Origin of the sequence: Streptomyces shaanxiensis (assembly GCF_039537145.1) — a bacterium.
GTDB classification, from domain to species: domain Bacteria; phylum Actinomycetota; class Actinomycetes; order Streptomycetales; family Streptomycetaceae; genus Streptomyces; species Streptomyces shaanxiensis.
The window spans coordinates 239,648-261,871 of sequence record NZ_BAAAZY010000012.1 but is presented as its reverse complement, the minus strand read 5'-3'; the positions used below and the strand labels follow the sequence as shown (position 1 = coordinate 261,871).

30 protein-coding genes are annotated in these 22,224 nt (G+C 67.5%); 1 reads left to right on the top strand and 29 read right to left on the bottom strand.

The genetic code is table 11. The annotated features are described in order from the left end of the window. A partial coding sequence (locus ABD932_RS24290; RefSeq protein WP_345015623.1) for a glycosyltransferase family 87 protein occupies positions 1-1,224 on the bottom strand: 1,224 nt, incomplete at its 3' end. 73 nt (positions 1,225-1,297) lie between these two features. Here ABD932_RS24290 and ABD932_RS24285 point away from each other — a divergent pair. After that, positions 1,298-2,179, top strand: a complete 882-nt coding sequence (locus ABD932_RS24285) for a hypothetical protein (protein ID WP_345015622.1) — start codon at positions 1,298-1,300, stop codon at positions 2,177-2,179. Between the two features lie 90 nt (positions 2,180-2,269). Here ABD932_RS24285 and ABD932_RS24280 read toward each other — a convergent pair whose 3' ends face one another. From ABD932_RS24280 to rplP, 28 genes are all read right to left on the bottom strand, one after another. Next, positions 2,270-3,043 carry a polyprenol monophosphomannose synthase gene (locus tag ABD932_RS24280; RefSeq protein WP_345015621.1) on the bottom strand — a complete coding sequence of 258 codons (774 nt, stop codon included), beginning with the start codon at positions 3,041-3,043 and terminating at the stop codon, positions 2,270-2,272. 29 nt (positions 3,044-3,072) lie between these two features. Further along, positions 3,073-4,383: a UDP-glucose dehydrogenase family protein gene (locus ABD932_RS24275; RefSeq protein WP_345015620.1), complete on the bottom strand. Its 1,311-nt coding sequence runs from the start codon at positions 4,381-4,383 to the stop codon at positions 3,073-3,075. Positions 4,384-4,430: 47 nt separating this feature from the next. Further along, positions 4,431-6,245: an ArnT family glycosyltransferase gene (locus ABD932_RS24270; RefSeq protein ID WP_345015619.1), complete on the bottom strand. Its 1,815-nt coding sequence runs from the start codon at positions 6,243-6,245 to the stop codon at positions 4,431-4,433. Continuing rightward, positions 6,245-7,270, bottom strand: a complete 1,026-nt coding sequence (locus ABD932_RS24265; protein ID WP_345015618.1) for a glycoside hydrolase family 26 protein — start codon at positions 7,268-7,270, stop codon at positions 6,245-6,247. The genes ABD932_RS24270 and ABD932_RS24265 overlap by 1 nt, the downstream gene beginning before the upstream one ends. After that, positions 7,270-8,688, bottom strand: coding sequence for a glycosyltransferase family 2 protein (locus tag ABD932_RS24260; RefSeq protein WP_345016368.1), 1,419 nt, complete (start codon positions 8,686-8,688; stop codon positions 7,270-7,272). Before ABD932_RS24260 ends, ABD932_RS24265 begins: the two co-directional genes overlap by 1 nt. A 419-nt stretch (positions 8,689-9,107) precedes the next feature. Further along, a complete protein-coding gene (truA, locus tag ABD932_RS24255; RefSeq protein WP_345015617.1) occupies positions 9,108-9,974 on the bottom strand; it encodes a tRNA pseudouridine(38-40) synthase TruA in 867 nt (288 codons plus the stop codon). Positions 9,975-10,115: 141 nt separating this feature from the next. Then, on the bottom strand, positions 10,116-10,628 hold the full coding sequence (gene rplQ / locus ABD932_RS24250; RefSeq protein ID WP_345015616.1) for a 50S ribosomal protein L17: 513 nt from the start codon (positions 10,626-10,628) through the stop codon (positions 10,116-10,118). Between the two features lie 181 nt (positions 10,629-10,809). Beyond that, positions 10,810-11,832, bottom strand: a complete 1,023-nt coding sequence (locus tag ABD932_RS24245; protein WP_003966937.1) for a DNA-directed RNA polymerase subunit alpha — start codon at positions 11,830-11,832, stop codon at positions 10,810-10,812. Between the two features lie 143 nt (positions 11,833-11,975). Further along, on the bottom strand, positions 11,976-12,380 hold the full coding sequence (rpsK, locus tag ABD932_RS24240) for a 30S ribosomal protein S11 (protein ID WP_003956432.1): 405 nt from the start codon (positions 12,378-12,380) through the stop codon (positions 11,976-11,978). 67 nt (positions 12,381-12,447) lie between these two features. Beyond that, positions 12,448-12,828, bottom strand: a complete 381-nt coding sequence (gene rpsM, locus ABD932_RS24235; RefSeq protein WP_345015615.1) for a 30S ribosomal protein S13 — start codon at positions 12,826-12,828, stop codon at positions 12,448-12,450. A gap of 187 nt (positions 12,829-13,015) precedes the next feature. Continuing rightward, positions 13,016-13,129, bottom strand: a complete 114-nt coding sequence (rpmJ, locus tag ABD932_RS24230; RefSeq protein WP_003998809.1) for a 50S ribosomal protein L36 — start codon at positions 13,127-13,129, stop codon at positions 13,016-13,018. A 59-nt stretch (positions 13,130-13,188) separates the two neighbouring features. Continuing rightward, entirely contained in the window at positions 13,189-13,410 is a 222-nt protein-coding gene (infA, locus tag ABD932_RS24225) for a translation initiation factor IF-1 (RefSeq protein WP_003948620.1), read from the bottom strand. A gap of 284 nt (positions 13,411-13,694) precedes the next feature. Next, complete coding sequence (gene map, locus ABD932_RS24220; RefSeq protein ID WP_345015614.1) at positions 13,695-14,531, bottom strand: type I methionyl aminopeptidase; 837 nt, start codon at positions 14,529-14,531, stop codon at positions 13,695-13,697. Between the two features lie 141 nt (positions 14,532-14,672). Continuing rightward, positions 14,673-15,335 carry an adenylate kinase gene (locus ABD932_RS24215; RefSeq protein WP_345015613.1) on the bottom strand — a complete coding sequence of 221 codons (663 nt, stop codon included), beginning with the start codon at positions 15,333-15,335 and terminating at the stop codon, positions 14,673-14,675. After that, positions 15,335-16,648, bottom strand: coding sequence for a preprotein translocase subunit SecY (secY, locus tag ABD932_RS24210; protein WP_345015612.1), 1,314 nt, complete (start codon positions 16,646-16,648; stop codon positions 15,335-15,337). Before secY ends, ABD932_RS24215 begins: the two co-directional genes overlap by 1 nt. Before the next feature lie 245 nt (positions 16,649-16,893). Beyond that, positions 16,894-17,349, bottom strand: coding sequence for a 50S ribosomal protein L15 (gene rplO / locus ABD932_RS24205; RefSeq protein WP_003974249.1), 456 nt, complete (start codon positions 17,347-17,349; stop codon positions 16,894-16,896). Positions 17,350-17,351: 2 nt separating this feature from the next. After that, complete coding sequence (gene rpmD, locus ABD932_RS24200; protein ID WP_003974250.1) at positions 17,352-17,534, bottom strand: 50S ribosomal protein L30; 183 nt, start codon at positions 17,532-17,534, stop codon at positions 17,352-17,354. A 2-nt stretch (positions 17,535-17,536) separates the two neighbouring features. Then, positions 17,537-18,142 (bottom strand): 30S ribosomal protein S5, encoded by a 606-nt coding sequence (gene rpsE / locus ABD932_RS24195; protein WP_015658456.1) that lies wholly within the window; start codon positions 18,140-18,142, stop codon positions 17,537-17,539. A 41-nt stretch (positions 18,143-18,183) separates the two neighbouring features. Then, positions 18,184-18,567, bottom strand: a complete 384-nt coding sequence (gene rplR, locus ABD932_RS24190; RefSeq protein WP_071364959.1) for a 50S ribosomal protein L18 — start codon at positions 18,565-18,567, stop codon at positions 18,184-18,186. A 3-nt stretch (positions 18,568-18,570) separates the two neighbouring features. Next, positions 18,571-19,110: a 50S ribosomal protein L6 gene (gene rplF, locus ABD932_RS24185; protein WP_030046383.1), complete on the bottom strand. Its 540-nt coding sequence runs from the start codon at positions 19,108-19,110 to the stop codon at positions 18,571-18,573. A 24-nt stretch (positions 19,111-19,134) separates the two neighbouring features. Then, positions 19,135-19,533, bottom strand: a complete 399-nt coding sequence (gene rpsH / locus ABD932_RS24180) for a 30S ribosomal protein S8 (RefSeq protein WP_007384075.1) — start codon at positions 19,531-19,533, stop codon at positions 19,135-19,137. Between the two features lie 213 nt (positions 19,534-19,746). Then, on the bottom strand, positions 19,747-19,932 hold the full coding sequence (locus tag ABD932_RS24175) for a type Z 30S ribosomal protein S14 (RefSeq protein WP_003948630.1): 186 nt from the start codon (positions 19,930-19,932) through the stop codon (positions 19,747-19,749). 5 nt (positions 19,933-19,937) lie between these two features. Then, the gene (rplE, locus tag ABD932_RS24170; protein WP_023547375.1) at positions 19,938-20,495 is read right to left on the bottom strand and encodes a 50S ribosomal protein L5; all 558 of its coding nucleotides are present in this window, start codon (positions 20,493-20,495) and stop codon (positions 19,938-19,940) included. Continuing rightward, a complete protein-coding gene (gene rplX, locus ABD932_RS24165; RefSeq protein WP_053674523.1) occupies positions 20,495-20,818 on the bottom strand; it encodes a 50S ribosomal protein L24 in 324 nt (107 codons plus the stop codon). The genes rplE and rplX overlap by 1 nt, the downstream gene beginning before the upstream one ends. A 2-nt stretch (positions 20,819-20,820) precedes the next feature. Beyond that, entirely contained in the window at positions 20,821-21,189 is a 369-nt protein-coding gene (rplN, locus tag ABD932_RS24160; protein WP_003998823.1) for a 50S ribosomal protein L14, read from the bottom strand. A gap of 100 nt (positions 21,190-21,289) precedes the next feature. Next, a complete protein-coding gene (gene rpsQ / locus ABD932_RS24155; RefSeq protein ID WP_007384073.1) occupies positions 21,290-21,577 on the bottom strand; it encodes a 30S ribosomal protein S17 in 288 nt (95 codons plus the stop codon). After that, a complete protein-coding gene (gene rpmC, locus ABD932_RS24150; RefSeq protein ID WP_003974259.1) occupies positions 21,577-21,801 on the bottom strand; it encodes a 50S ribosomal protein L29 in 225 nt (74 codons plus the stop codon). The genes rpsQ and rpmC overlap by 1 nt, the downstream gene beginning before the upstream one ends. Continuing rightward, on the bottom strand, positions 21,801-22,220 hold the full coding sequence (gene rplP, locus ABD932_RS24145) for a 50S ribosomal protein L16 (protein WP_004927269.1): 420 nt from the start codon (positions 22,218-22,220) through the stop codon (positions 21,801-21,803). The genes rpmC and rplP overlap by 1 nt, the downstream gene beginning before the upstream one ends. Positions 22,221-22,224: the final 4 nt, after the last annotated feature.

Below are 22,224 nucleotides of genomic sequence, written 5' to 3'. Positions count from 1 at the left end.
GTCCTGGGGCGGAGCCCCTGACGGGGTCGAAGGGGCCGCGCCCCTGGAGGACGGGACGGGTAGGGGCGGCCGGGGCGAGGCATCCCGACCGGACCGGACACACCGAACAGCCACGGTCACCGCCAGACCACACAACGTCACCGCATCCCGGAAGGCCCGCCGCTGCACCGCCTCCAGATAGGGCCAGCTCACACCCGGAACCTGCGGCACCATCACCAACCAGAACCAGGCCCCCCGCGCCACCGCCGCCCCCTCCCCCGGCACCCCCGCCACCAGCACCGGCACGACGACCAGCAGATAGTGGTCGTACGACGGCCGGGACACCAGGAACGCCGAGAGCATCAGCATCGCCGCCGTCTCCGCCAGCCTCCCCGCCGCCGCACCCCCGCCCCGCCACCGCCGATACGCACACGCCACCCCCACCCCCGCCGCCACCGACGCAACCCCCGCGGCCACCGCCTCCGGCACCCCCACCCTCGGCAGCACCGCGACCGGCGAGGCCTCATACATCCGCACGAACCCGTCGCCGCCCCGCACCAGGAACGGCAGCGTGCGAGTGAAGAACCCCACGGGATCCGGCAGCAGCATCGCCGCCCCCGCCGACGCCACCACCGGCACCCCGACCAGCACCGCGAGCCCCCGCCACCGCCGCGCGAACACGAACAACAACCCCACCGGCGCCAGCAACGGCTTCAACGCGACCGCCGCCCCGATCACCACCCCCGCGGCCACCCACCGCCCCCGCCCCGCCAGCAACAGCCCCAACGGCAGCGCGAGCACGGCCGTGGCCGTCCAGTTCCCCAGCTGCACAAGGTGAGCGAACGGCGCGAACCCCACCGCGAGCCCGATCAGACCGAGCGCCGCGAAGCGACTGCGCAGGGCGACACCGTGCAGCCGCAGGGCGCACACCCAGCCACCCACGAGACACCCGGTCACCGCCACCGGCACCAGCACACCCAGGACACCCCGCGGAACCAGCGCTTGCGGAGCCGCCGCCAGCACCGCACTCGGCAAATAGAGGAAGTGGGAGTCGTCATACGGCGAACCCCCGGCCAGCCAGACCCGCGCCGCCCGCACGACGATGGCGTTGTCCATCCCTCCGTCCGAGGTCACACGAGCCGTACGCACCACAAGTGCCGCCAGCACGGCCCCGAGCACCACCCACAGATGCCACGTCGCCCGTCGTACCAACCACCCGGAGATGTCGCTTTTGTGCTCGCTCATCGACTGAACGCTAGGGGCCTACGGGCCTCTTGGGGCGGAGCGGCACACCCGCGACCCGTCTAAGATGCGCCCCATGAGCTATGGGCAGCAGGGGGGACCGCAGTCCCAGTGGGATCCCTGGAAACCGCACTCCCAGCAGCCGTGGAACAGCGGCGCCGACGAAACCCCGGACTGGGCCGCGCTCGCCGAGGCCTCCGAGTCGCGCAACAAGCGACGCCGGCTGCTGTTCATCGGCGGCGGCGCGCTCGCGACCGTCGCGGTCGGTACCGCGGTCGCCGTCGCCGTGGTGTCGGCGAACAGCAACTCCGACGACACCAACCCGACTTCGGGGCAGTCCGGGGCCGCGGCCCTGCCGGGCTCCACCTCCCGGGCACCGTCGTTCGCTCCGACGAGCGCCCCGCCGCCGCTGGACCCGAAGGACTTCATCTCCATCAAGAGCAAGGACACCGCCCCGCTCGGCGCGCAGATCCTCTTCCCGGGCACGCGGCTGCCCGCGAGCGGAGCGGTGTACAAGAAGGGCCCGACGGACGACACGAAGAGCTGCTCGGCGGCGGCCAAGGGCGGGCTTCCGAAGATCCTCACGGACAACAACTGCACCCGTCTCCTGCGCGCCTCCTACGTCGACGGCGGCACCGCGGTGACCGTCGGCGTGGCCGTCTTCGACACCGAGGCGCAGGCCACCAAGGCCGCGAGCAAGGTGAACCCCCAGAAGGACTTCATCAGGTCGCTCTCCGGCCAGGGCGTCAAGGACTTCTGCAACTCCACCGTCTGCCTCATGACCGCCAACTCCTACGGTCGTTACGCCTACTTCACCATCACCGGCTTCACCAGCGGCAAGGACGTGACGAACAAGGACACGGAGGTCTACCGGGCCAGCAACAACCTGAAGGACTACACGTTCAACCAGATCCGCAGGCGGGGCGAGGCCCAGGCGTCGGCGGCGGCCAACGAGTAGGGCCGACCGACAGAACGCGTAACAGGTGAGCCGCGGCGGTGGTCGACTGCATGTCGACCCCCGCCGCGGCTCATCCGTACTCCCCCACCCTCACCGGTGCTTGAGACGCAGCCGGATCGGCACCACCGCCGACTCCAGCTGGGTCCTCAGCGTCATCTTCGACACGCCCTCCGTCCGCTCCTCGAAGCGGATCGGGATCTCCACGGCACTGTGCCCGGCCCGCACGGCCTTGTACTTCAGCTCGACCTGGAAGCTGTAGCCGGCGCTGTCCAGGGTGGCCAGGTCGATGTCCCGCAGGGTCGCCGCCGACCACAGGTTGAAGCCGGCCGTGATGTCCCGGATCTTCGTGCCGAGCACGGTACGGGCGTAGCGGTTGGCGAACCGGGAGAGCAGGACGCGGTGCACGCCCCAGTCCTCGTCGAGCGAACCCCCCTCGACGTACCGGCTGCCGACGACCAGCCCCACCCCGGAGGCCACCGCGGTCCCCAGCATCCGCGGCACCGCCTCCGCCGGGTGGCTGCCGTCGGCGTCCATCTGGACGACGTACGCGGCGCCCTCCTGCAGCGCGGCGCTCATGCCCGCGACGTACGCCCGCCCCAGCCCGTCCTTCTCGGTGCGGTGCAGCACGCTCATCCGGCGCCGCCCGGCGGGCTGGTCGGCGTTGTACTTCTCGGCCAGTTCCTCGGCGAGCCGCCCGGTGCCGTCCGGGCTGGAGTCGTCGACGATCTTCAGGTGCAGCCCGTCGATCGGCAGGCCCAGCACCAGCTCGGCCATCCGCGGCAGGTTCGCGGCCTCGTTGTACGTCGGCATCACCACGGTGACCGGCACGCCGGTGTGTCTGCCGTGGCTGTCGAGTTCCGTCATGTCGTTCTCTTTCCCTCCCCTAGGAGCCCCTACCGGGGCCCCTCCCCAACGGGCGCGGGCCTCCCCAGCGCCCGGAACTGCCAGCCCGCCGCGGTCCAGCGGTCCGCGTCGAGCACCCCCCGCCCGTCCACGATCCGCGGACGGGAAACCAGCGACCGGGCCCGCTCCGGGTCGATCTCCCGGAACTGCGGCCACTCGGTCAGATGCAGCACGAGGTCGGCGCCCCCCAGCGCCTCCTCGGCCGACAGCGCGTACCCGAGCAGCGGGAACGCCTTGCGGGCGTTGTCCATCGCCTCGGGGTCGTAGACCGTGACGTCGGCACCGTCGAGGCGCAGCCGCGCGGCGACGTTGAGCGCCGGCGAGTCACGGATGTCGTCGGAGTCCGGCTTGAAGGCGGCGCCGAGTACGGCGACACGGGCCCCCAGCACCGATCCCCCGCACAGCTCCCGCGCCAGCTCGACCACCTTGTCGCGGCGCCGCATGTTGATCGCGTCCACCTCGCGCAGGAACGCCAGGGACACCCCCAGCTCGTCGGCGCGGTGCGCGAAGGCGCGGATGTCCTTGGGCAGACAGCCCCCGCCGAAGCCGACGCCGGCCCGCAGGAACTTGCGGCCGATCCGGTCGTCGTGTCCGATCGCCTCGGCGAGCACGCCGACGTCGCCGCCCGCGGCCTCGCAGAGCTCCGCCATCGCGTTGATGAAGGAGATCTTGGTGGCGAGGAAGGCGTTGGCGGCCGTCTTGACCAGCTCGGCGGTCGGGAAGTCGGCGGCGACGAGGGGGGTCCCTGCGGCGAGAACCGAGGCGTACACCTCCCGCAGGATCGTTTCAGCACGCTCCGACCGCACCCCGAACACCAGCCGGTCCGGCCGCAACGTGTCCTCGACCGCGAAGCCCTCCCGCAGGAACTCCGGGTTCCAGGCGACCTCGACCCCGCCGTGCGCCTGCGCGAGCCGCCCGGCCGTCCCCACCGGCACGGTCGACTTGCCGACCACCAGCGCACCGGGAGCGGCGTGCTCGGCGACGGCCGCGAAGGCGGAGTCGACGTACGTCAGATCCGCGCCCTCGGAGCCCTTGAGCTGAGGCGTCCCGACACACACGAAGTGCACGTCGCCGAAGGCCCCGGCCTCCGCGTAGTCGGTCGTGAACCGCAGCCGCCCGCTCGCCGTGTGCCTGGCGATCAGCTCGGGCAGCCCGGGCTCGTGGAACGGCACCCGGCCGGCCTGCAGCGCGGCGACCTTGTCCGGGTCGACGTCGACCCCGAGGACCTCGTGGCCGAGCTCCGCCATGCAGGCGGCGTGGGTGGCACCGAGGTAGCCGGTGCCGATGACGGTGAGCCGCATGGGTACGGCCTTTCGTGATACGGGGGTTGAGAAGGGGCGCGCGAGGCTCAGGACGTCTTCGTCCAGATTTTGTACGAGCCGGTGCCGCCCCCGCTGAGCTCGAAGGAGATCGTGCCGACCATGCGGTAGTGCCCGCTCTTGGTCACCTGCTGCTCGAGGTACTTGTCGAGATCCGGCGTCGCGACGCCGTCCAGCACGACGAGGTCGAAGTATCCGGCCTCGATGGCCAGGCGGTACCCCTCCCGGCCGTGGTGGATCTTGCCCTTCTCGTCCGAGTAGCCGATGCCGTACGTCGATGTCCACTGCGAGTGGTTCGTCTTGTCGCGCAGGTAGTAGACGGGCACCTCGTAGGTCGCGCCGAGATAGCGCGCCTCGGGCTTCATGTACGGCTCGATCGCCTTGACGAGCGGCGTGGAGTCGGGCCACAGGCCGAACCGCCACTCGGACTGCGAGACGCCGAGACAAAGGGCCGCGACCCAGATCAGGATGCCCAACTGCGGATAGCGGAAGTGTTTGCCGACCAGCCGGATCACGCCGACGCCGGCCATCGGGGCGGCGAAGAGCAGACCGAAGTCGAGGTGCTTGTAGAGCGAGACCGCGGTGCTGAGGTGGATCTGGTACGCGGGCGCCAGCACCGCGGTGCCGGTCAGCACCAGGCCCAACAGGACTCGCCAGCGCCAACCGGGGCCGTTGAGGCCGTAGGAGCGCGGGGACTCGTTCATCCGGCCGCGCAGCGCGTAGGCGGCCGCGCCTGCGACGGCGGTGGCGAACATCAGGCCGCCCCACTCCACGGACTTCTGCAGCAGCGACGCCGCGCTGTCGGTGCCGTGCGCTCGGTTGGTGGTCGTCTGCTGCACACCGGCGAGCACATCGGTGTACATCAGGCCCACCCCGACCAGCGCGGCGGTGCCGAGCCCCAGCAGGAACGCCCGCAGCAGGCAGCGCCAGCCCTTGTGGTGCCACGCGGTCAGCGCGGCGAGCACGACGAGCGTGGGAACGTACAGCGCGGACGCGTACTTCACCGCGACCGCCAGCACCATCACCGGCGCCGCGAGCAGCACCGCGATCGCGGGCGCCCGGTTGGTGCGCACAACGATCCACGCGGACAGCGCCAGCAGGAAGATCGCCGGGGCGTCGTAGGTGGCGAACCAGCCGAGCACGATCGTCGGCTGGGTCACCGCGAACATGGCGGCGGCCACGAGCGCGACCCGCTCGTTGAACATGCGCCGGGTGAACGAGTACAGCAGCCCGGTCGCGCCCAGCATGCACAGCAGGCTCAGCAGCCGGGCGCCGGAGAGCCCGAAGTACCCGTCGACGACGGCGGCGGCGACCGGGTACAGCATCGGCGACCCGGAGAAGTACGACTCGTAACCGCTGTGCAGCGGGGTGCCGTTCGTCCAGTGGTCGATGATGTTGTGCCCCGCCGCCAGGTACAGGGCCTCGTCCTGGAACGCCGTGTTGGACAGCCGCAGCGACAGCACGGCCTGGATCGCCATGAGGACCACCAGGACACCGCGGCTGACCCAGGCGCGGCGCCGGCTCGGCCGGTCGTCCCACCCCGCGTCCGGCGTTTCGGGAATGTGGTACTCGGGCTCGTCCGGCACCTGCTGGTACCGCACCGTGCGCAGCGCATACGTCGGCTGGTCCTCGTGCTGCCCCACCGGCTGCTGCGGAACGGCGTCCGCGTACTGCGCGTGCTGCTCGTGCTGCTGCTGATAGGCGTGGTACTGCTCGTCGTACCCGTACCCCTGCTGCCCCTGCGGGACGGCGGCGGCCTGCCCGTCGGAGTTGAACCAGGTGAAGTCGTCGTCGGCGTACGGATCGTAGGGCTGAGGCGTGTAGTGATCGTGTCGGGAGGTCATCACGGCTTCCGTACGTCGAAGCCGAAGCTGTCGTCGGCGGCCAGGCGCTTGAACTCCTTCAGCGCCAGCGGGCTCGCCTCCAGTCGCCAGTCGGCACGCTTTTTGTGGTTGAACCAGACGAAACCGAGCATGTCGTCGTCCGCCGTGACGCCCGCGAACAGGTTGCGGATGTCGGCACGCCGCCGCTCACCCGCCATCGCGGCGGTCTCCAGCAGGATCATCGGCTTCTTGGTGAAGGTGCGGACCTGGTCCCGGGTCGCCCCGAAGACGCTGTCGAAGGCGCCGTCCTCCTCGATCGTCCAGTAGCCGATCAGGCCGACCCAGTCGACGTAGGCGTCGCCCGGGTAGTACGGCTTGAGCTTCACGCTCTTGACCGGGTTGACGATGTTGGGCGACCAGGCCCAGATGACGTTCGAGGCGCCGACGTCGATGAAGGTCTCGTGGATGTGCCGCCAGGCGGCCACGTAGTCCTCGGGGGTCACGTTCTTCGTGCCCCACTTCTCCCAGTGCCCGTTGAACTCGTCGGCGAAGGAGATCACGACGGGCAGGTTCAGCTTGCGCACCGCCGTCGCGTACTCCTCGATGTACGCGTCCGACTTGCCGGCCGCGATGTCGGCGACCGGGGTGTCGAAGGGCTCCCACGACATCAGCGTCATGGCGCCCTCACGCCAGGCGTTGCGCACGCCGGTGGCGTCGAAGCCGTCGCCCCAGGCGGCGTAGTACTCGATGAGGTTCGGCTGCTTGCCGACCATCTCCGTGTACGTGTCGAGGCTCTTCATGGAGTTCGGCGCGCCCTCGACGGCGGCTCCGAAGTACTTCTTGTCCGGCTTCAGCAGCGGTACGACGTCGTAGGGCACGTCGGCCTCGGGGCTCGCCGCGGTGTCGGCGCCGGCCCCGGCCTCCCCGGCACCGGCCGAGGCGGAGCCGCCCGAGTCCTCGCCGAGGACCGAGCAGCCGCTGAGGGCGAGCACACCGCTGAGGGCGCAGGCCGCCAGAGCCGTACGGACACGGGTGAACGACCGCATCAGGCAGCCACCCCCTTCTCACGGGGCTGCACCAGGACACGGGCCACGACGAGGGCGTAGAAGAGCCCGGAGGACAGGATCAGGGCGAAGTCCGGGGCGTCCATGGTGAACGACCGGTAGACCGCTCCCAGGACCCAGATCAGCGCGGTGCCGCCGCTCCAGACCCACATGCCGATCCAGAAGCGCCGGGTCTTGTTCTTCTTGGCGCCGGAGGAGCCGGTGGGCTGCCAGCCCATGCGGTTCTTGCGGAGGATGTCCCAGATGGCGAAGACGTGGGCCCAGCCGTACATCATGCGGGCCGCCCAGGCCTCCAGGCGGTAGGGCGCCTTGTGCCACATCGGGAAGATGATCGTGGTGTAGATGATGCTGGGCAGCACCAGGGCGAGGTGCTCGACCATCAGCTTCTCCGGCATCATCACCAGCAGCACGATCGGGATGACCGGGGCGGCGAACGTGAACAGCGCCGTGTGGATGTAGTAGAAGAAGCCGGACATGTAGCACAGGCGGCTGGAGAGCCTGATCTTCGCCTGCCAGAACTTCCGGCTGCCGAGCAGGCTCATCGAGCCGGAGCACCAGCGGTACTGCTGGTTGAAGAAGGCGCCGGCACTGTCCGGGCACACCCCCGTCGACACGGCGACCGGCACGTACCGCAGATCCCAGCCGAGGCCCCGCAGGTCGAACCCGGTGTGCACGTCCTCGGAGTGCTCGATCAGCGTCGTACCGCCGTTGGTCTCCAGGGCCGCCCGCCGGTACACCGCACAGCTGCCGACGCAGATCGCGCCGTCACTGCCCTGCCTCGACACCTGGACGGACCGGTAGAACAGCTCCTGCACCGCGCCCGCCCCGCGCTCGATCCAGTTCTGCGAGTCCAGCACCCGGAAGTACTGCGGCGACTGGACGATCCCGATGCGCGGGTCCGCCTCCATGTACGGCAGCAGTTCCTGGAGCAGGTCGGCGCGCGGGGTGAAGTCGGCGTCCAGGATCAGGATGTACTGGCCGTCGGACTGCCCGAACCCGAAGTGCAGGTTGCCGGCCTTCTTGAACCAGCCGCGGTTCTCCCGGGTGCCGTAGCGGAACCCGAAGTCCCGGGCCATGGCGGCGAGTTCAGGACTGGCCCCGTCGTCGAGCACGAAAGGCACGCACACACCCGGATACCGGTCGGCCATCTCCCGCACATGCCGCCAGGTGTTGTGCAGCACCTCGATGGGCTCGCCGCACACCGGCAGGAAGACGTCGACCGTCGGGTACACCTCGGGCCGCCAGTTGTGCACCAGCCGCTTGTGGTGCGCGATGTCGAAGTCCCGGGTGAAGCCGTTCACCCGCAGCGACACCAGGTAGTACAGCACCGTGAAGACCAGCAGCGGCGTGTAGATCCACAGCACCGGCGTCGACTGGGCCAGCTTGAACTGGCTCACCACCAGACAGCAGAAGCTGACCAGCGAACTGACCGTCAGGATCCACAGATGCCGTCTGGCGTAGCTGTACTTCTCCTTGTCCGTCGGCGGCAACGGCAACAGCCCCAGCGGAGCACCGTCACCCCGTCCCGCCTTCCGCCGTCCGCCGCCGCCGTTCTGACGCACGGCGCGGCGCCCCCCGGTCCGCGCAGGACCAACTGAACTCATGAAAAATCCACCCCCGGGCCTGGATAAGGCCCGATACCCCCACCCTCTACTCGGCCGTCCCCATGTCGATTTCTCGAACAATGGCCGAGCAGCTCGAACTGTCGCCCGAGCGACGAAAGGCTATACGAGAGGTAAGAAGGCCGTAAGGGGCATCAAGCGGACTTACGCCAGGTAAGTCCCGACATGAGCACTATCTGGCCTCAAATGTCAGGTAACTAACAGGTTTCGCATCCGGACGTCCCGGGCAGGGATCGCCTGTTCCGCGCCTCCTTGCTCCGGGCGGCGAGCAACTCGTCGGCGGGGTACCCGACTTCTTCGAGGGTCAGCCCGTGCGGCCGTACGACATGCACGGCGGAGTCCCTCACGCCGGCGGCCAGCACCTTGCCGGGCCAGTCGGCGGGCCGGTGCCCGTCCCCCACGAACAGCAGCGCCCCGATGAGCGACCGCACCATGTTGTGGCAGAAGGCGTCGGCACGAACGGTGGCGGTGATGATCCCGTCGTCTCCCCGCAGAAGACTCAGCTCCTGCAGCGTACGAATCGTGGTGGCCCCCTCCCGCTTCTTGCAGTAGGCGGCGAAGTCGTGCTCCCCGAGCAGCCCCCGCGCCGCCTCGTTCATGGCGTCGACGTCGAGGGGCCAGTCGTGCCAGAGGACGTGATTGCGCAACAGCGGGTCGACGCCCCCCGGGTTGTCGGTGACGCGGTACGCATACCGCCGCCAGACAGCCGAGAACCGCGCGTTGAACCCACTGGGCGCCTCCCGGAGCGCCCACACCCGCACATCCTTGGGCAACCGCCCGGCGAGCCGCTTGAGCAGCTTCTCGTGGTGCTCCCGCCAGACCGACTCCGGCAGATCGACGTGCGCGACCTGCCCCCGCGCATGCACACCGGCATCGGTACGCCCCGCCACGGTCAGTTCGTACGTCACACCCCCCGACCGCGTGACGGTCCGCAGCGCGTCCTCGATCTCCCCCTGCACGGTCCGCTTCCCACCGGCCTGCTTGGCCCAGCCGTGGAAGTCGCTGCCGTCGTAGGACAGGTCAAGGCGGATGCGGACGTGACCGGGTGCTGCTTCATCACTCACGTAGAGATCCTCTCAGGTGCACGAAAGCGGGCCCGCTCCTCGAAAGGAACGGGCCCGCAACGCCCCAAAGGGGCGCGGGGAACTGCGCGACCAGCCACGACGAAGCCGCAGCCGCGAACCGAACAGCCCCCGGCAGAACGCTTACGCGTCCTTCGACTCCTCGGCGGGAGCCTCAGCGGCGTCCTCGACGACCTCGTCGGACTTGGCCTCGACGGCCTCGTCCTTCTTCAGGGCGTCTTCCTTGACCGCACGCTTCGTCGCGGCCTCGGCCTCACCGGTCGCCTGCTGCGCGACCGTCAGCGCCTCGACCAGCTCGATGACGGCCATGGGCGCGTTGTCGCCACGGCGGTTACCGACCTTGGTGATGCGGGTGTAGCCACCCGGACGGTTCTCGTACCGCGGGCCGATCTCGGTGAAGAGCGTGTGGACGACGCCCTTGTCCGTGATGACCTGGAGCACCTGACGGCGGTTGTGAAGGTCACCCTTCTTCGCCTTGGTGATCAGACGCTCGGCGTACGGCCGCAGACGGCGGGCCTTCGCCTCGGTGGTGGTGATACGGCCGTGCTCGAACAGCGACTTCGCGAGGTTCGCGAGGAGCAGCTTCTCGTGCGCGGCGCTGCCGCCCAGACGGGCACCCTTGGCGGGCTTCGGCATGGTGTTTCTCCTAGGTGTCTGCCCCGGCCGTGTCAGGTACCGGGGTCAGTATCCGAGCAGACGGTTGTCCGTCGGAGATCCGGACGAGGCCCCGAAGGGGCCCGTCCGGAAGGGGCGCGGGGAACTGCGCGACAAGCCACAGCGCACCCGCACCCAAGATCCAGCAGTCGGGCCCGAGCTCTTAGTACTGCTCGGTCTCGACGAACCCGGCGTCCGCGTCGTCGTCGGCGCCGAAGGCGTCCGCCGCAGCAGTCGGGTCGAATCCGGGCGGGCTGTCCTTCAGGGCCAGGCCCATGCCGGCCAGCTTCGCCTTGACCTCGTCGATGGACTTCGCACCGAAGTTACGAATGTCGAGGAGGTCGGCCTCGGAACGCGCCACGAGCTCACCCACGGAGTGGATGCCCTCACGCTTGAGGCAGTTGTACGACCGAACGGTGAGCTCCAGCTCCTCGATCGGCAGCGCCAGATCAGCGGCAAGGGCGGCGTCCGTGGGGGACGGGCCCATGTCGATGCCCTCGGCGTCGATGTTCAGCTCACGGGCAAGCCCGAACAGCTCGACCAGCGTCTTACCGGCGGAGGCCATGGCGTCACGCGGACGCATCGCCTGCTTGGTCTCGACGTCGACGATCAGCTTGTCGAAGTCGGTGCGCTGCTCGACACGCGTGGCCTCGACCTTGTACGTGACCTTGAGAACCGGCGAGTAGATGGAGTCGACCGGGATACGACCGATCTCCTGGCCCACCTGCTTGTTCTGCACGGCGGAGACGTAACCACGGCCACGCTCGACCGTGAGCTCCATCTCCAGCTTGCCCTTGCCGTTGAGCGTGGCGAGGACCAGGTCGGGGTTGTGCACCTCGACACCGGCCGGCGGCGCGATGTCGGCGGCGGTGACCAGACCCGGGCCCTGCTTGCGCAGGTACATCACGACCGGCTCGTCGTGCTCCGAGGAGACGACCAGCTGCTTGATGTTGAGGATCAGGTCGGTGACGTCCTCCTTGACGCCCGGCACGGTGGTGAACTCGTGCAGCACGCCGTCGATACGGATGGACGTGACCGCCGCACCCGGGATCGAGGACAGGAGGGTCCGGCGAAGGGAGTTGCCGAGGGTGTAGCCGAAGCCCGGCTCCAGCGGCTCGATCACGAACCGGGAGCGGAACTCGTCGACGACCTCTTCGGTCAACGAGGGACGCTGAGCGATCAGCATGTGTGGATCAGATCCTTCTTTCGTGGACGCCCGCTATTTGACGTCCGACGGAACCGCCCCCGGCAAAAGGGACGGGTACTGCAAGGGTACGGGCGATACGGCCCCGAAGAGCCGTACCGCCCGAAAAGCCCTGCGAAGCGAGGTCAGACGCGACGACGCTTCGGCGGACGGCAGCCGTTGTGCGGGGTCGGGGTGACGTCCTGGATGGAGCCGACCTCGAGGCCCGTGGCCTGCAGGGAGCGGATCGCGGTCTCACGACCCGAACCCGGACCCTTCACGAACACGTCGACCTTGCGCATGCCGTGCTCCTGGGCGCGGCGGGCGGCCGACTCGGCGGCCATCTGCGCGGCGAACGGCGTGGACTTCCGGGAGCCCTTGAAGCCGACGTGGCCGGCGGAGGCCCAGGAGATCACGTTGCCGGACGGGTCCGTGATGGAGACGATCGTGTTGTTGAACGTGCTCTTGATGTGCGCGTGGCCGTGAGCGACGTTCTTCTTTTCCTTGCGGCGCACCTTCTTGGCAGCGCCCTGACGACCCTTGGGGGGCATCTAAAACTCCTACGGGAGGTGGTCGGTCCTACAGCGAAGACCGCTGGACGGCGAAGTCCGCTGCGGACTACTTCTTGCCCGGCTTCTTCTTGCCGGCGATGGCGCGACGCGGGCCCTTGCGGGTGCGGGCGTTGGTGCTGGTGCGCTGACCGCGGACGGGCAGACCGCGGCGGTGGCGCAGACCCTGGTAGCAGCCGATCTCGACCTTGCGGCGGATGTCGGCCTGGATCTCGCGACGGAGGTCACCCTCGGTGCGGATGTTGTTGTCCACGTACTCGCGGATCGCGACGAGCTGCTCCTCGGAGAGGTCGCGAACGCGGGTGTTCGGGTCGATGCCGGTCTCGGCCAGCGTCTTCTGCGAAAGGGTCCGGCCGATGCCGAACACGTAGGTGAGGGCGACCTCCACGCGCTTGTCGCGCGGGATGTCAACACCGGAAACGCGTGCCATTCAATGGCTCCTGGTGATCTTCGGAGGTCTTCCGCAGAACCGACTCCCAGCCGCCGTACCAGGTACGAACTGGGTCCCCGGCCTCCGAACCGGGGGTGTCAGACACCGAAGCGCCTGGGTCCTGCGTATGAACATATTCAGCTCGCGTCGCGCGAAGTACTGCGAATGCAGAAAGGAGGTCGTGCGGTCAGCCCTGGCGCTGCTTGTGGCGCGGGTTCTCGCAGATGACCATGACCCGACCGTGACGGCGGATCACCCTGCACTTGTCGCAGATCTTCTTGACGCTCGGCTTGACCTTCATTGGGTGAGGTTCTCCGGGTCAGTGCCATCACCCCGGGAGGCCCGGGGCGCGGGCAAGATCTACTTGTACCGGTAGACGATCCGGCCACGCGTCAGGTCGTACGGAGACAACTCCACCACGACCCGGTCGTCAGGGAGGATGCGGATGTAGTGCATACGCATCTTGCCGCTGATGTGTGCCAGGACCTGGTGGCCGTTCTGGAGCTCGACCTTGAACATGGCGTTCGGCAGAGACTCGACGACAGTGCCCTCGATCTCGATGGCACCTTGCTTCTTGGCCACGCTTCGCCCTTCGGAATCGACTACCTTGATCGACTCCCTTGCGTCCCTTACGGGCGCATGCAGGCATGCGGGTGCACGAGAGCCGACGAGTCAGTCTACGTCAGCGCCCCCGGAAAGACGAATCGGGGAAGTCTGCCCCGGTGGCCAGATCGTTAAGCACCGGGAAGGTGCACGCCTTCAGGGCGCGGGACTCTGTCGATATGCGGCTCCGCCGCGTGGGCGCGACCAGCCATCCACCGGCCGCAGCCGCCGGACAACGGAAAGCCGCTCCCCGGAGGGCGAACTCAGCCCAACGGATCCGGCGCGGCGACGATGCCGTACTCCGCCAGCTTCGCCTTGCCCCCGTCGGGAGCCGTGAGCACCAACGGCCCCTCCGCGGTCAGGGCAACCGAGTGCTCCCAGTGCGACGACCACGTGCCGTCGGTGGTGATGACGGTCCAGTCGTCGGAGAGGACCTCCGTCTTGGGCGTACCCAGGGACACCATCGGCTCGATCGCCAGGCAGAAGCCCGGAACCAGCTTCGGCCCCTTCCCCCGCCGCTTCTCGACGTAGTTCAGCAGGTGCGGATCCATGTGCATCTCGGTGCCGATGCCGTGGCCGCCGTAGTCCTCGATGATCCCGTACTTGCCGCCGCCGGGCTTCGGCTGCCGGCGGATGTACGTCTCGATCGCACGGGAGACGTCGACCAGACGATTCCCCTGCTTCATCGCCGCGATGCCCGCCCACATCGACTCCTCGGTCACCCGGGAGAGCTCGATCAGCTCCGGAGCGTGACCGGAGCCCACGAAGGCGGTGTAGGCGGCGTCGCCGTGCCAGCCGTCGATGATCGCGCCGCAGTCGATGGAGATGATGTCGCCGTCCTTGAGGACGACGTCCTCGGACGGGATGCCGTGCACCACGACCTCGTTCACCGAGGTGCAGATGGTCGCCGGGAACCCGCCGTAGCCGAGGAAGTTCGACTTGGCCCCGTGCTCCGCGAGCACCTTCCGCGCGACCTCGTCCAGATCCTTGGTGCTGGCTCCCGGCACAGCGGCCTCGCGCGTGGCCGCGTGAATGGCGGCGACGACCAGCCCCGCCTCACGCATCTTGGCGATCTGCTCGGGGCTCTTGATCTGCACCATGGGGACGGGGGCCTTTCTTGGGCTGGATAGAGGGGACTGCTTCAACCATAAGGGCGGAGCCGGCACGCCCCACCCCACGCAGCAGCCGCGGCCCCCTCACAGGGAACCGCGGCCTGAGCTACGTACGAGCTGCGAAAGCTCCTACTTGCCGTCCTCGTCACGCTTGAGCGCCTCCATGGCGCGCGCCGTGACCTCCTCGACCTTGCCCAGCGCGGAGATGGTGACGACCAGCCCCTGCGCCTTGTAGTAGTCGATGATCGGCTCGGTCTGCGTGTGGTAGACCTCCAGCCGCGTGCGGACGGTCTCCTCGGAGTCGTCGTCCCGCTGGTACAGCTCGCCGCCGCAGGCGTCGCAGACGCCCTCCTGCTTCGGCTGGCTGTACGTGACGTGGAAGACGTGGCTGGAGTCCTTGCGGCAAATGCGCCGCCCGGCGATCCGCTTGACGACCTCTTCCTCGGGGACCTCGAGATCCAGCACCGCGTCCAGCTTCATGCTCTCGGACTGGAGCATCTCGTCGAGCGCCTCGGCCTGGGACACATTGCGCGGAAAGCCGTCCAGCAGGAAGCCACCCTCGGCGTCCGGCTTCTCCATACGGTCCTTGGCCATCCCGATGGTGACCTCGTCCGGCACCAGGTTGCCCGCGTCCATGTAGGACTTCGCGAGCTTCCCGAGCTCCGTCTGCTGGCTGATGTTGGCGCGGAACAGGTCGCCCGTGGAGATGTGCGGGATCGACAGGTTCTTGGCGAGGAACGCGGCCTGCGTTCCCTTACCGGCACCCGGCGGCCCGACGAGGACGATACGCATCAGCGGAGGAACCCTTCGTAATTGCGCTGCTGGAGCTGGCTCTCGATCTGCTTCACGGTCTCGAGACCGACACCCACGATGATCAGGATGCTGGTCCCGCCGAACGGGAAGTTCTGGTTTGCCCCGAAACCAGCCAACGCCATCGTCGGCACGAGAGCGATCAGACCCAAGTACAGCGAGCCCGGCCAAGTGATCCGGTTGAGCACATAAGAAAGGTACTCAGCGGTCGGTCGGCCAGCCCGGATGCCCGGGATGAAGCCACCATACTTCTTCATGTTGTCCGCGACTTCCTCGGGGTTGAACGAGATAGCCACGTAGAAGAAAGCGAAGAAGATGATCAGGAAGAAGTAGAGGACGATGTGCAGCGGCGCGTCCGTCTTCGCGAGATTCGCCTCGATCCAGCTCTTCCAGCCGGAGGTTCCACCGGCGAACTGCGCGATCAGCGCCGGGATGTAGAGCAGCGACGAGGCAAAGATCACAGGGATGATGCCCGCCTGGTTGACCTTCAGCGGAATGTACGTCGACGTACCGCCATAGGACCGGCGGCCGATCATGCGCTTTGCGTACTGGACCGGAATACGGCGCTGAGCCTGCTCGACGAAGACCACCAGGCCGACCATGAACAGACCGACGGCGATGACGGTGGCGAACTCGATCCAGCCGCCCGCCAGGTCACCCTCCTGCTTGATGGACCACAGGGCCGACGGGAAGGTCGCGGCGATCGAGATGAACATCAGGATCGACATGCCGTTGCCGATGCCGCGGTCGGTGATGAGCTCACCGAGCCACATGACGGTGGCCGTACCGGCGGTCATGGTGATGACCATCACGACGGTGGTGAAGATCGAGCGGTCCGGCACGATCTGGCCGGCGACCTGGCAGTTCTGGAAGAGCGCGCCGCTGCGGGCGGTGGCCACCAGGCCGGTGCCCTGAAGGATGGCGAGCGCCACGGTCAGGTACCGGGTGTACTGGGTGATCTTCGCAGTACCGGCCTGACCCTCCTTCTTGAGGGCTTCCAGACGCGGGATCACCACGGTCAGCAACTGAAGGATGATGCTCGCCGTGATGTACGGCATGATGCCGAGCGCGAAGATCGTGATCTGAAGCAGTGCGCCGCCGCTGAACATGTTGACCAGACCGAAGAGGCCCTGGTTGGCGTTCGCCTGATCGATGCAGATCTGGACGGCCCTGTAGTCGACGCCGGGGATCGGGATGTGTGTACCGATCCGGTAGATCACGATGATGCCGAGCGTGAAGAGCAGCTTCTTGCGCAGGTCGGGCGTCTTGAACGCCCGGGCGAACGCGGTGAGCACGGTGCCTCCTGCGACCCCCGCGCTACTGCGTCAAGGGTGACGGTCTTGAGGTTCGACTAATAGGAACGACTTAGCTAACGGTCAACTGCCGCTCAGAGTGCCCCATAAGAAGCACTCCGTAAAAGTGGGCAGTGCAGGCCACCATACCGGCGAGACTGCCCCCCTTGGAACGACCAACCGGGGATACCCCATTTGTGGGGTATCCCCGGTCGGGATCGCTCAAGTCATCGAGACGCCTGATGTGTTCAGACGAGCTCGGTGACGGTGCCGCCGGCGGCGGTGATCTTCTCCTTGGCGGAGCCGGAGACGGCGTCGACCGTCACCTGCAGCGCCACGGAGATCTCGCCCTGGCCGAGGACCTTGACGAGGCTGTTCTTGCGAACGGCACCCTTGGCCACGAGACCCTCGACGGTGACCTCGCCACCCTCGGGGTACAGCGCGGCCAGCTTGTCGAGGTTCACGACCTGGAACTCGGTCTTGAACGGGTTCTTGAAGCCCTTCAGCTTCGGAAGACGCATGTGGAGGGGCATCTGGCCACCCTCGAAGCGCTCCGGAACCTGGTAGCGAGCCTTCGTACCCTTGGTACCACGACCGGCCGTCTTACCCTTCGACGCCTCACCACGACCCACACGGGTCTTGGCGGTCTTGGCGCCCGGGGCGGGACGGAGGTTGTGGATCTTGAGCGGGTTGTTCTCCGCCATGATCAGTCGACCTCCTCGACCGTCACGAGGTGGCGGACGGTGTGCACCATGCCGCGGAACTCGGGGCGGTCCTCCTTGACGACCTGCGTGTTGATCCCCTTGAGACCAAGGGAACGCAGGGTGTCACGGTGGTTCTGCTTGCTGCCGATGTAGGACTTGACCTGCGTAATCTTGAGCTGCGCCATGATTACGCACCCGCCCCGGCACGCGCACGGAGAAGAGCCGCGGGGGCGACGTCCTCGAGCGGCAGACCACGGCGGGCCGCGACCTCCTCGGGACGCTGCAGGCCCTTGAGGGCCTCCACGGTCGCGTGCACGATGTTGATCGCGTTGTCGGAGCCGAGCGACTTCGACAGGATGTCGTGGATACCGGCGCACTCGAGCACGGCACGCACCGGACCACCGGCGATAACACCGGTACCGGGCGACGCGGGCTTCAGGAGCACAACGCCGGCAGCCTTCTCACCCTGGATCGGGTGCGGGATGGTGCCCTGGATACGGGGGACCTTGAAGAAGTGCTTCTTGGCCTCCTCAACACCCTTGGCGATGGCGGCCGGCACCTCCTTGGCCTTGCCGTAACCGACACCCACGGTGCCGTCACCGTCGCCCACCACGACCAGCGCGGTGAAGCTGAAGCGACGACCACCCTTCACAACCTTGGCGACACGGTTGATCGCGACAACGCGCTCAACGTAAGCGGTCTTCTCGGCGGCAGCTGCGCCGCCGTCACGGCCCTTCCGGTCCCGCCGCTCGCCGCCACCGGCACCGCCACCGCGGCGCTGGGGTCCAGCCATTGGAATTACCTCTCTCTTTTTCCGCTAGCTACGGAAGCGGCTCAGAACTTGAGCCCGGCTTCGCGGGCGGCGTCCGCCAGGGCGGCGATGCGCCCGGCGTACTGGTTGCCACCACGGTCGAATACGACAGCCTCGACGCCCGCGGCCTTGGCACGCTCGGCGACCAGGGCGCCGACCTGCTTGGCCTGCGCGGACTTGTCGCCCTCGCCACCGCGGATCGAGGTGTCCAGGGTGGACGCCGACGCAAGGGTGTGACCCTTGAGGTCGTCGATCACCTGGGCCACGATGTGGCGGTTGGAGCGGGTCACGACCAGACGCGGACGCTCCGCCGTACCGTTGATCCGCTTGCGGATCCGGATGTGACGGCGCTTGATCGCGGCGCGCTTGTAGGCGTCGCCCTTGAGGATCTTCTGTCCGTATGCCATGGCTTACTTACCCGCCTTTCCGACCTTGCGGCGGATGACTTCGCCCTCGTACTTGACGCCCTTGGCCTTGTACGGGTCGGGCTTGCGCAGCTTGCGGATGTTGGCCGCAACCTCGCCGACCTTCTGCTTGTCGATGCCCTCGACCGAGAACCGGGTGGGGGCCTCCACCTTGAAGGTGATGCCCTCGGGGGCCTCGACGGTGATCGGGTGGCTGTAGCCCAGAGCGAACTCCAGGTTCGAACCCTTGGCCGTCACGCGGTAACCGACACCGCTGATCTCGAGCTTCTTCACGTAACCCTGGGTCACGCCGGTGATCATGTTCGCCACCAGCGTGCGGGACAGGCCGTGCAGGGCCTTGTTCTGACGCTCGTCGTTGGGGCGGGTGACGTTCAGGACGCCGTCCTCACCCTTGGCGATGTCGATCGGCGCGGCAACGGTGTGGGTCAGCGTGCCCTTGGGGCCCTTGACCGAGACCGTACGGCCGTCGATGGTGACGTCCACGCCGGCGGGAACCGTGATGGGGAGCTTGCCAATACGCGACATAGCTGTTTCCTCCGTTCCCTTCCGCTACCAGACGTAGGCGAGGACTTCCCCACCCACGCCCTTCTTGCCGGCCTGCTTGTCGGTGAGGAGCCCGTGGGACGTGGAGATGATCGCCACGCCGAGGCCGCCGAGCACCTTCGGCAGGTTGGTGGACTTCGCGTACACCCGGAGACCGGGCTTGGAGATCCGCTTGATGCCCGCGATGGAGCGCTCACGGTTGGGGCCGAACTTCAGCTCCAGGACGAGGTTCTTGCCGACCTCGGCGTCCTCGACCTTCCAGCCCGTGATGAAGCCCTCCTGCTGGAGGATCTCCGCGATGTGCGACTTGATCTTCGATGCCGGCATCGTCACGGAGTCGTGGTATGCCGAGTTCGCGTTCCGCAGACGCGTAAGCATGTCTGCGATCGGATCAGTCATGGTCATGAATTGGCCTTCGGCCTCTCTCGCCGGGGTTTCCTGGTGCGCCATCCCTCTCCCCGATCCGAGACGGGACGGGTGCGGCGCGGTGGACCTACGGCGTAGTAAGTCGTACGGGCGACCGTCAGGCGCCCAACCCTCCAAGCCTAAGCCATGAAGAGGAGGGCGCCTGACACGCCCAGTGCTTACCGAGAGCCTCTGGAATCCCTAAAAGCGGGACTACCAGGAGCTCTTGGTCACGCCCGGCAGCTCGCCACGGTGAGCCATCTCACGAAGGCACACGCGGCACAGGCCGAACTTGCGGTACACGGAGTGGGGACGGCCACAACGCTGGCAGCGCGTGTAGCCACGCACGCCGAACTTGGGCTTGCGAGCAGCCTTCGCGATCAGAGCCTTCTTCGCCATCTCGCTCACGCCTCCTTGAAGGGGAAGCCGAGGTGACGAAGGAGCGCGCGGCCCTCAGCGTCGTTGGTCGCCGTGGTCACCACGGTGATGTCCATACCCCGGGTGCGGTCGATCTTGTCCTGGTCGATCTCGTGGAACATGACCTGCTCGGTGAGACCGAAGGTGTAGTTGCCACGGCCGTCGAACTGCTTGGGGGACAGACCACGGAAGTCGCGGATGCGCGGCAGCGCGAGCGACAGGGTGCGGTCCAGGAACTCCCACATGCGGTCGCCACGGAGCGTGACGTGGGCACCGATCGGCTGGCCCTCACGCAGCTTGAACTGCGCGATGGACTTGCGGGCCTTGGTGACGGCCGGCTTCTGACCGGTGATCGTGGTGAGGTCGCGGATGGCGCCCTCGATCAGCTTGGAGTCGCGGGCGGCGTCGCCCACACCCATGTTGACCACGATCTTGACGAGGCCGGGGATCTGCATGACGTTCTCGTACTTGAACTCGTCACGCAGCTTGCCCGCGATCTCCTCGCGGTACTTCTGCTTCAGACGCGGAGTGGTGGTGGTAGCCATCAGATGTCCTCACCCGTCCGCTTGGCAACGCGGATCTTGTTGCCTTCGTCGTCGAAGCGGTAACCGACACGCGTGACGACCTTGTTGCCGTCCTTCTCAACGACCAGCTGGACGTTGGAGACGTGGATCGGCGCCTCGGTCGTGACGATGCCGCCGGCCTGGGAACCGCGAGCGGTCGGGCCGGCCTTGGTGTGCTTCTTGACCCGGTTGACACCCTCGACCAGGACGCGCTCGTCGCGCGGGTAAGCGGCAATGACCTTGCCCTGCTTGCCCTTGTCCTTGCCGGTGATGACCTGGACCAGGTCGCCCTTCTTGATCTTCATGCTTACAGCACCTCCGGCGCGAGCGAGATGATCTTCATGAACTTCTTCTCGCGCAGCTCACGGCCGACGGGGCCGAAGATACGGGTGCCGCGAGGGTCGCCGTCGTTCTTCAGAATGACGGCGGCGTTCTCGTCGAAGCGGATGTACGAGCCGTCCGGACGGCGGCGCTCCTTGACGGTGCGAACGATGACCGCCTTGACGACGTCACCCTTCTTCACGTTGCCACCGGGGATCGCGTCCTTGACGGTGGCGACGATGACGTCACCGATGCCCGCGTAGCGGCGACCGGAGCCACCGAGCACACGGATGCAAAGGATCTCCTTCGCACCAGTGTTGTCGGCGACACGCAGTCGCGACTCCTGCTGGATCACGTCTATCTCCTGTTTGTCTGCCGGTTCCCCGGGTGGGTGTGCAAGTTACCCACCCACCCGGAGCCTGGCGGAACTGACCTGCGGGTTTGCCCGCAGGAAATTACTTGGCCTTCTCGAGGATCTCGACGACGCGCCAGCGCTTCGTCGCGGACAGCGGCCGGGTCTCCGCGAGGAGGACACGGTCGCCGACACCCGCGGCGTTCTGCTCGTCGTGCGCCTTGAGCTTGTTGGTACGGCGGATGACCTTGCCGTACAGCGCGTGCTTGACGCGGTCCTCGACGGCGACGACGACGGTCTTGTCCATCTTGTCGCTGACGACGAGACCCTCACGGGTCTTGCGGAAGCCGCGGGCCTCTGCAGTCTGCTCAGTCACGTTGCTCTCACTCATCAGGCGCTCTCCACCGTCTCGATGCCCAGCTCGCGCTCACGCATCAGGGTGTAGATCCGCGCGATGTCCTTACGGACGGCCTTGAGCCGACCGTGGTTCTCGAGCTGACCCGTCGCCGCCTGGAAGCGGAGGTTGAACAGCTCTTCCTTGGCCTCGCGGAGCTTCGCCAGAAGCTCCTCGTTGCCCAGTTCGCGCAGCTCGGACGCCTTGGTACCGGCCGACATCACGCTTCACCTGCCTCGCGCTTGACGATCCGGCACTTCATCGGCAGCTTGTGGGCCGCACGAGTCAGAGCTTCACGCGCAATCTTCTCGTTCGGGTAGGACAGCTCGAACATCACCCGACCCGGGTGAACGTTCGCGATCCACCACTCCGGCGAACCCTTACCGGAACCCATGCGGGTCTCGGCAGGCTTCTTCGTCAGCGGGCGGTCCGGGTAGATGTTGATCCAGACCTTGCCGCCACGCTTGATGTGGCGGGTCATCGCGATACGGGCCGCCTCGATCTGGCGGTTGGTCACGTACGCCGGCGTGAGGGCCTGGATGCCGTACTCGCCGAACGCAACCGTCGTACCGCCCTTGGCCTGACCACGGCGCTTCGGGTGGTGCTGCTTGCGGTGCTTGACCCTACGGGGGATCAGCATGTCG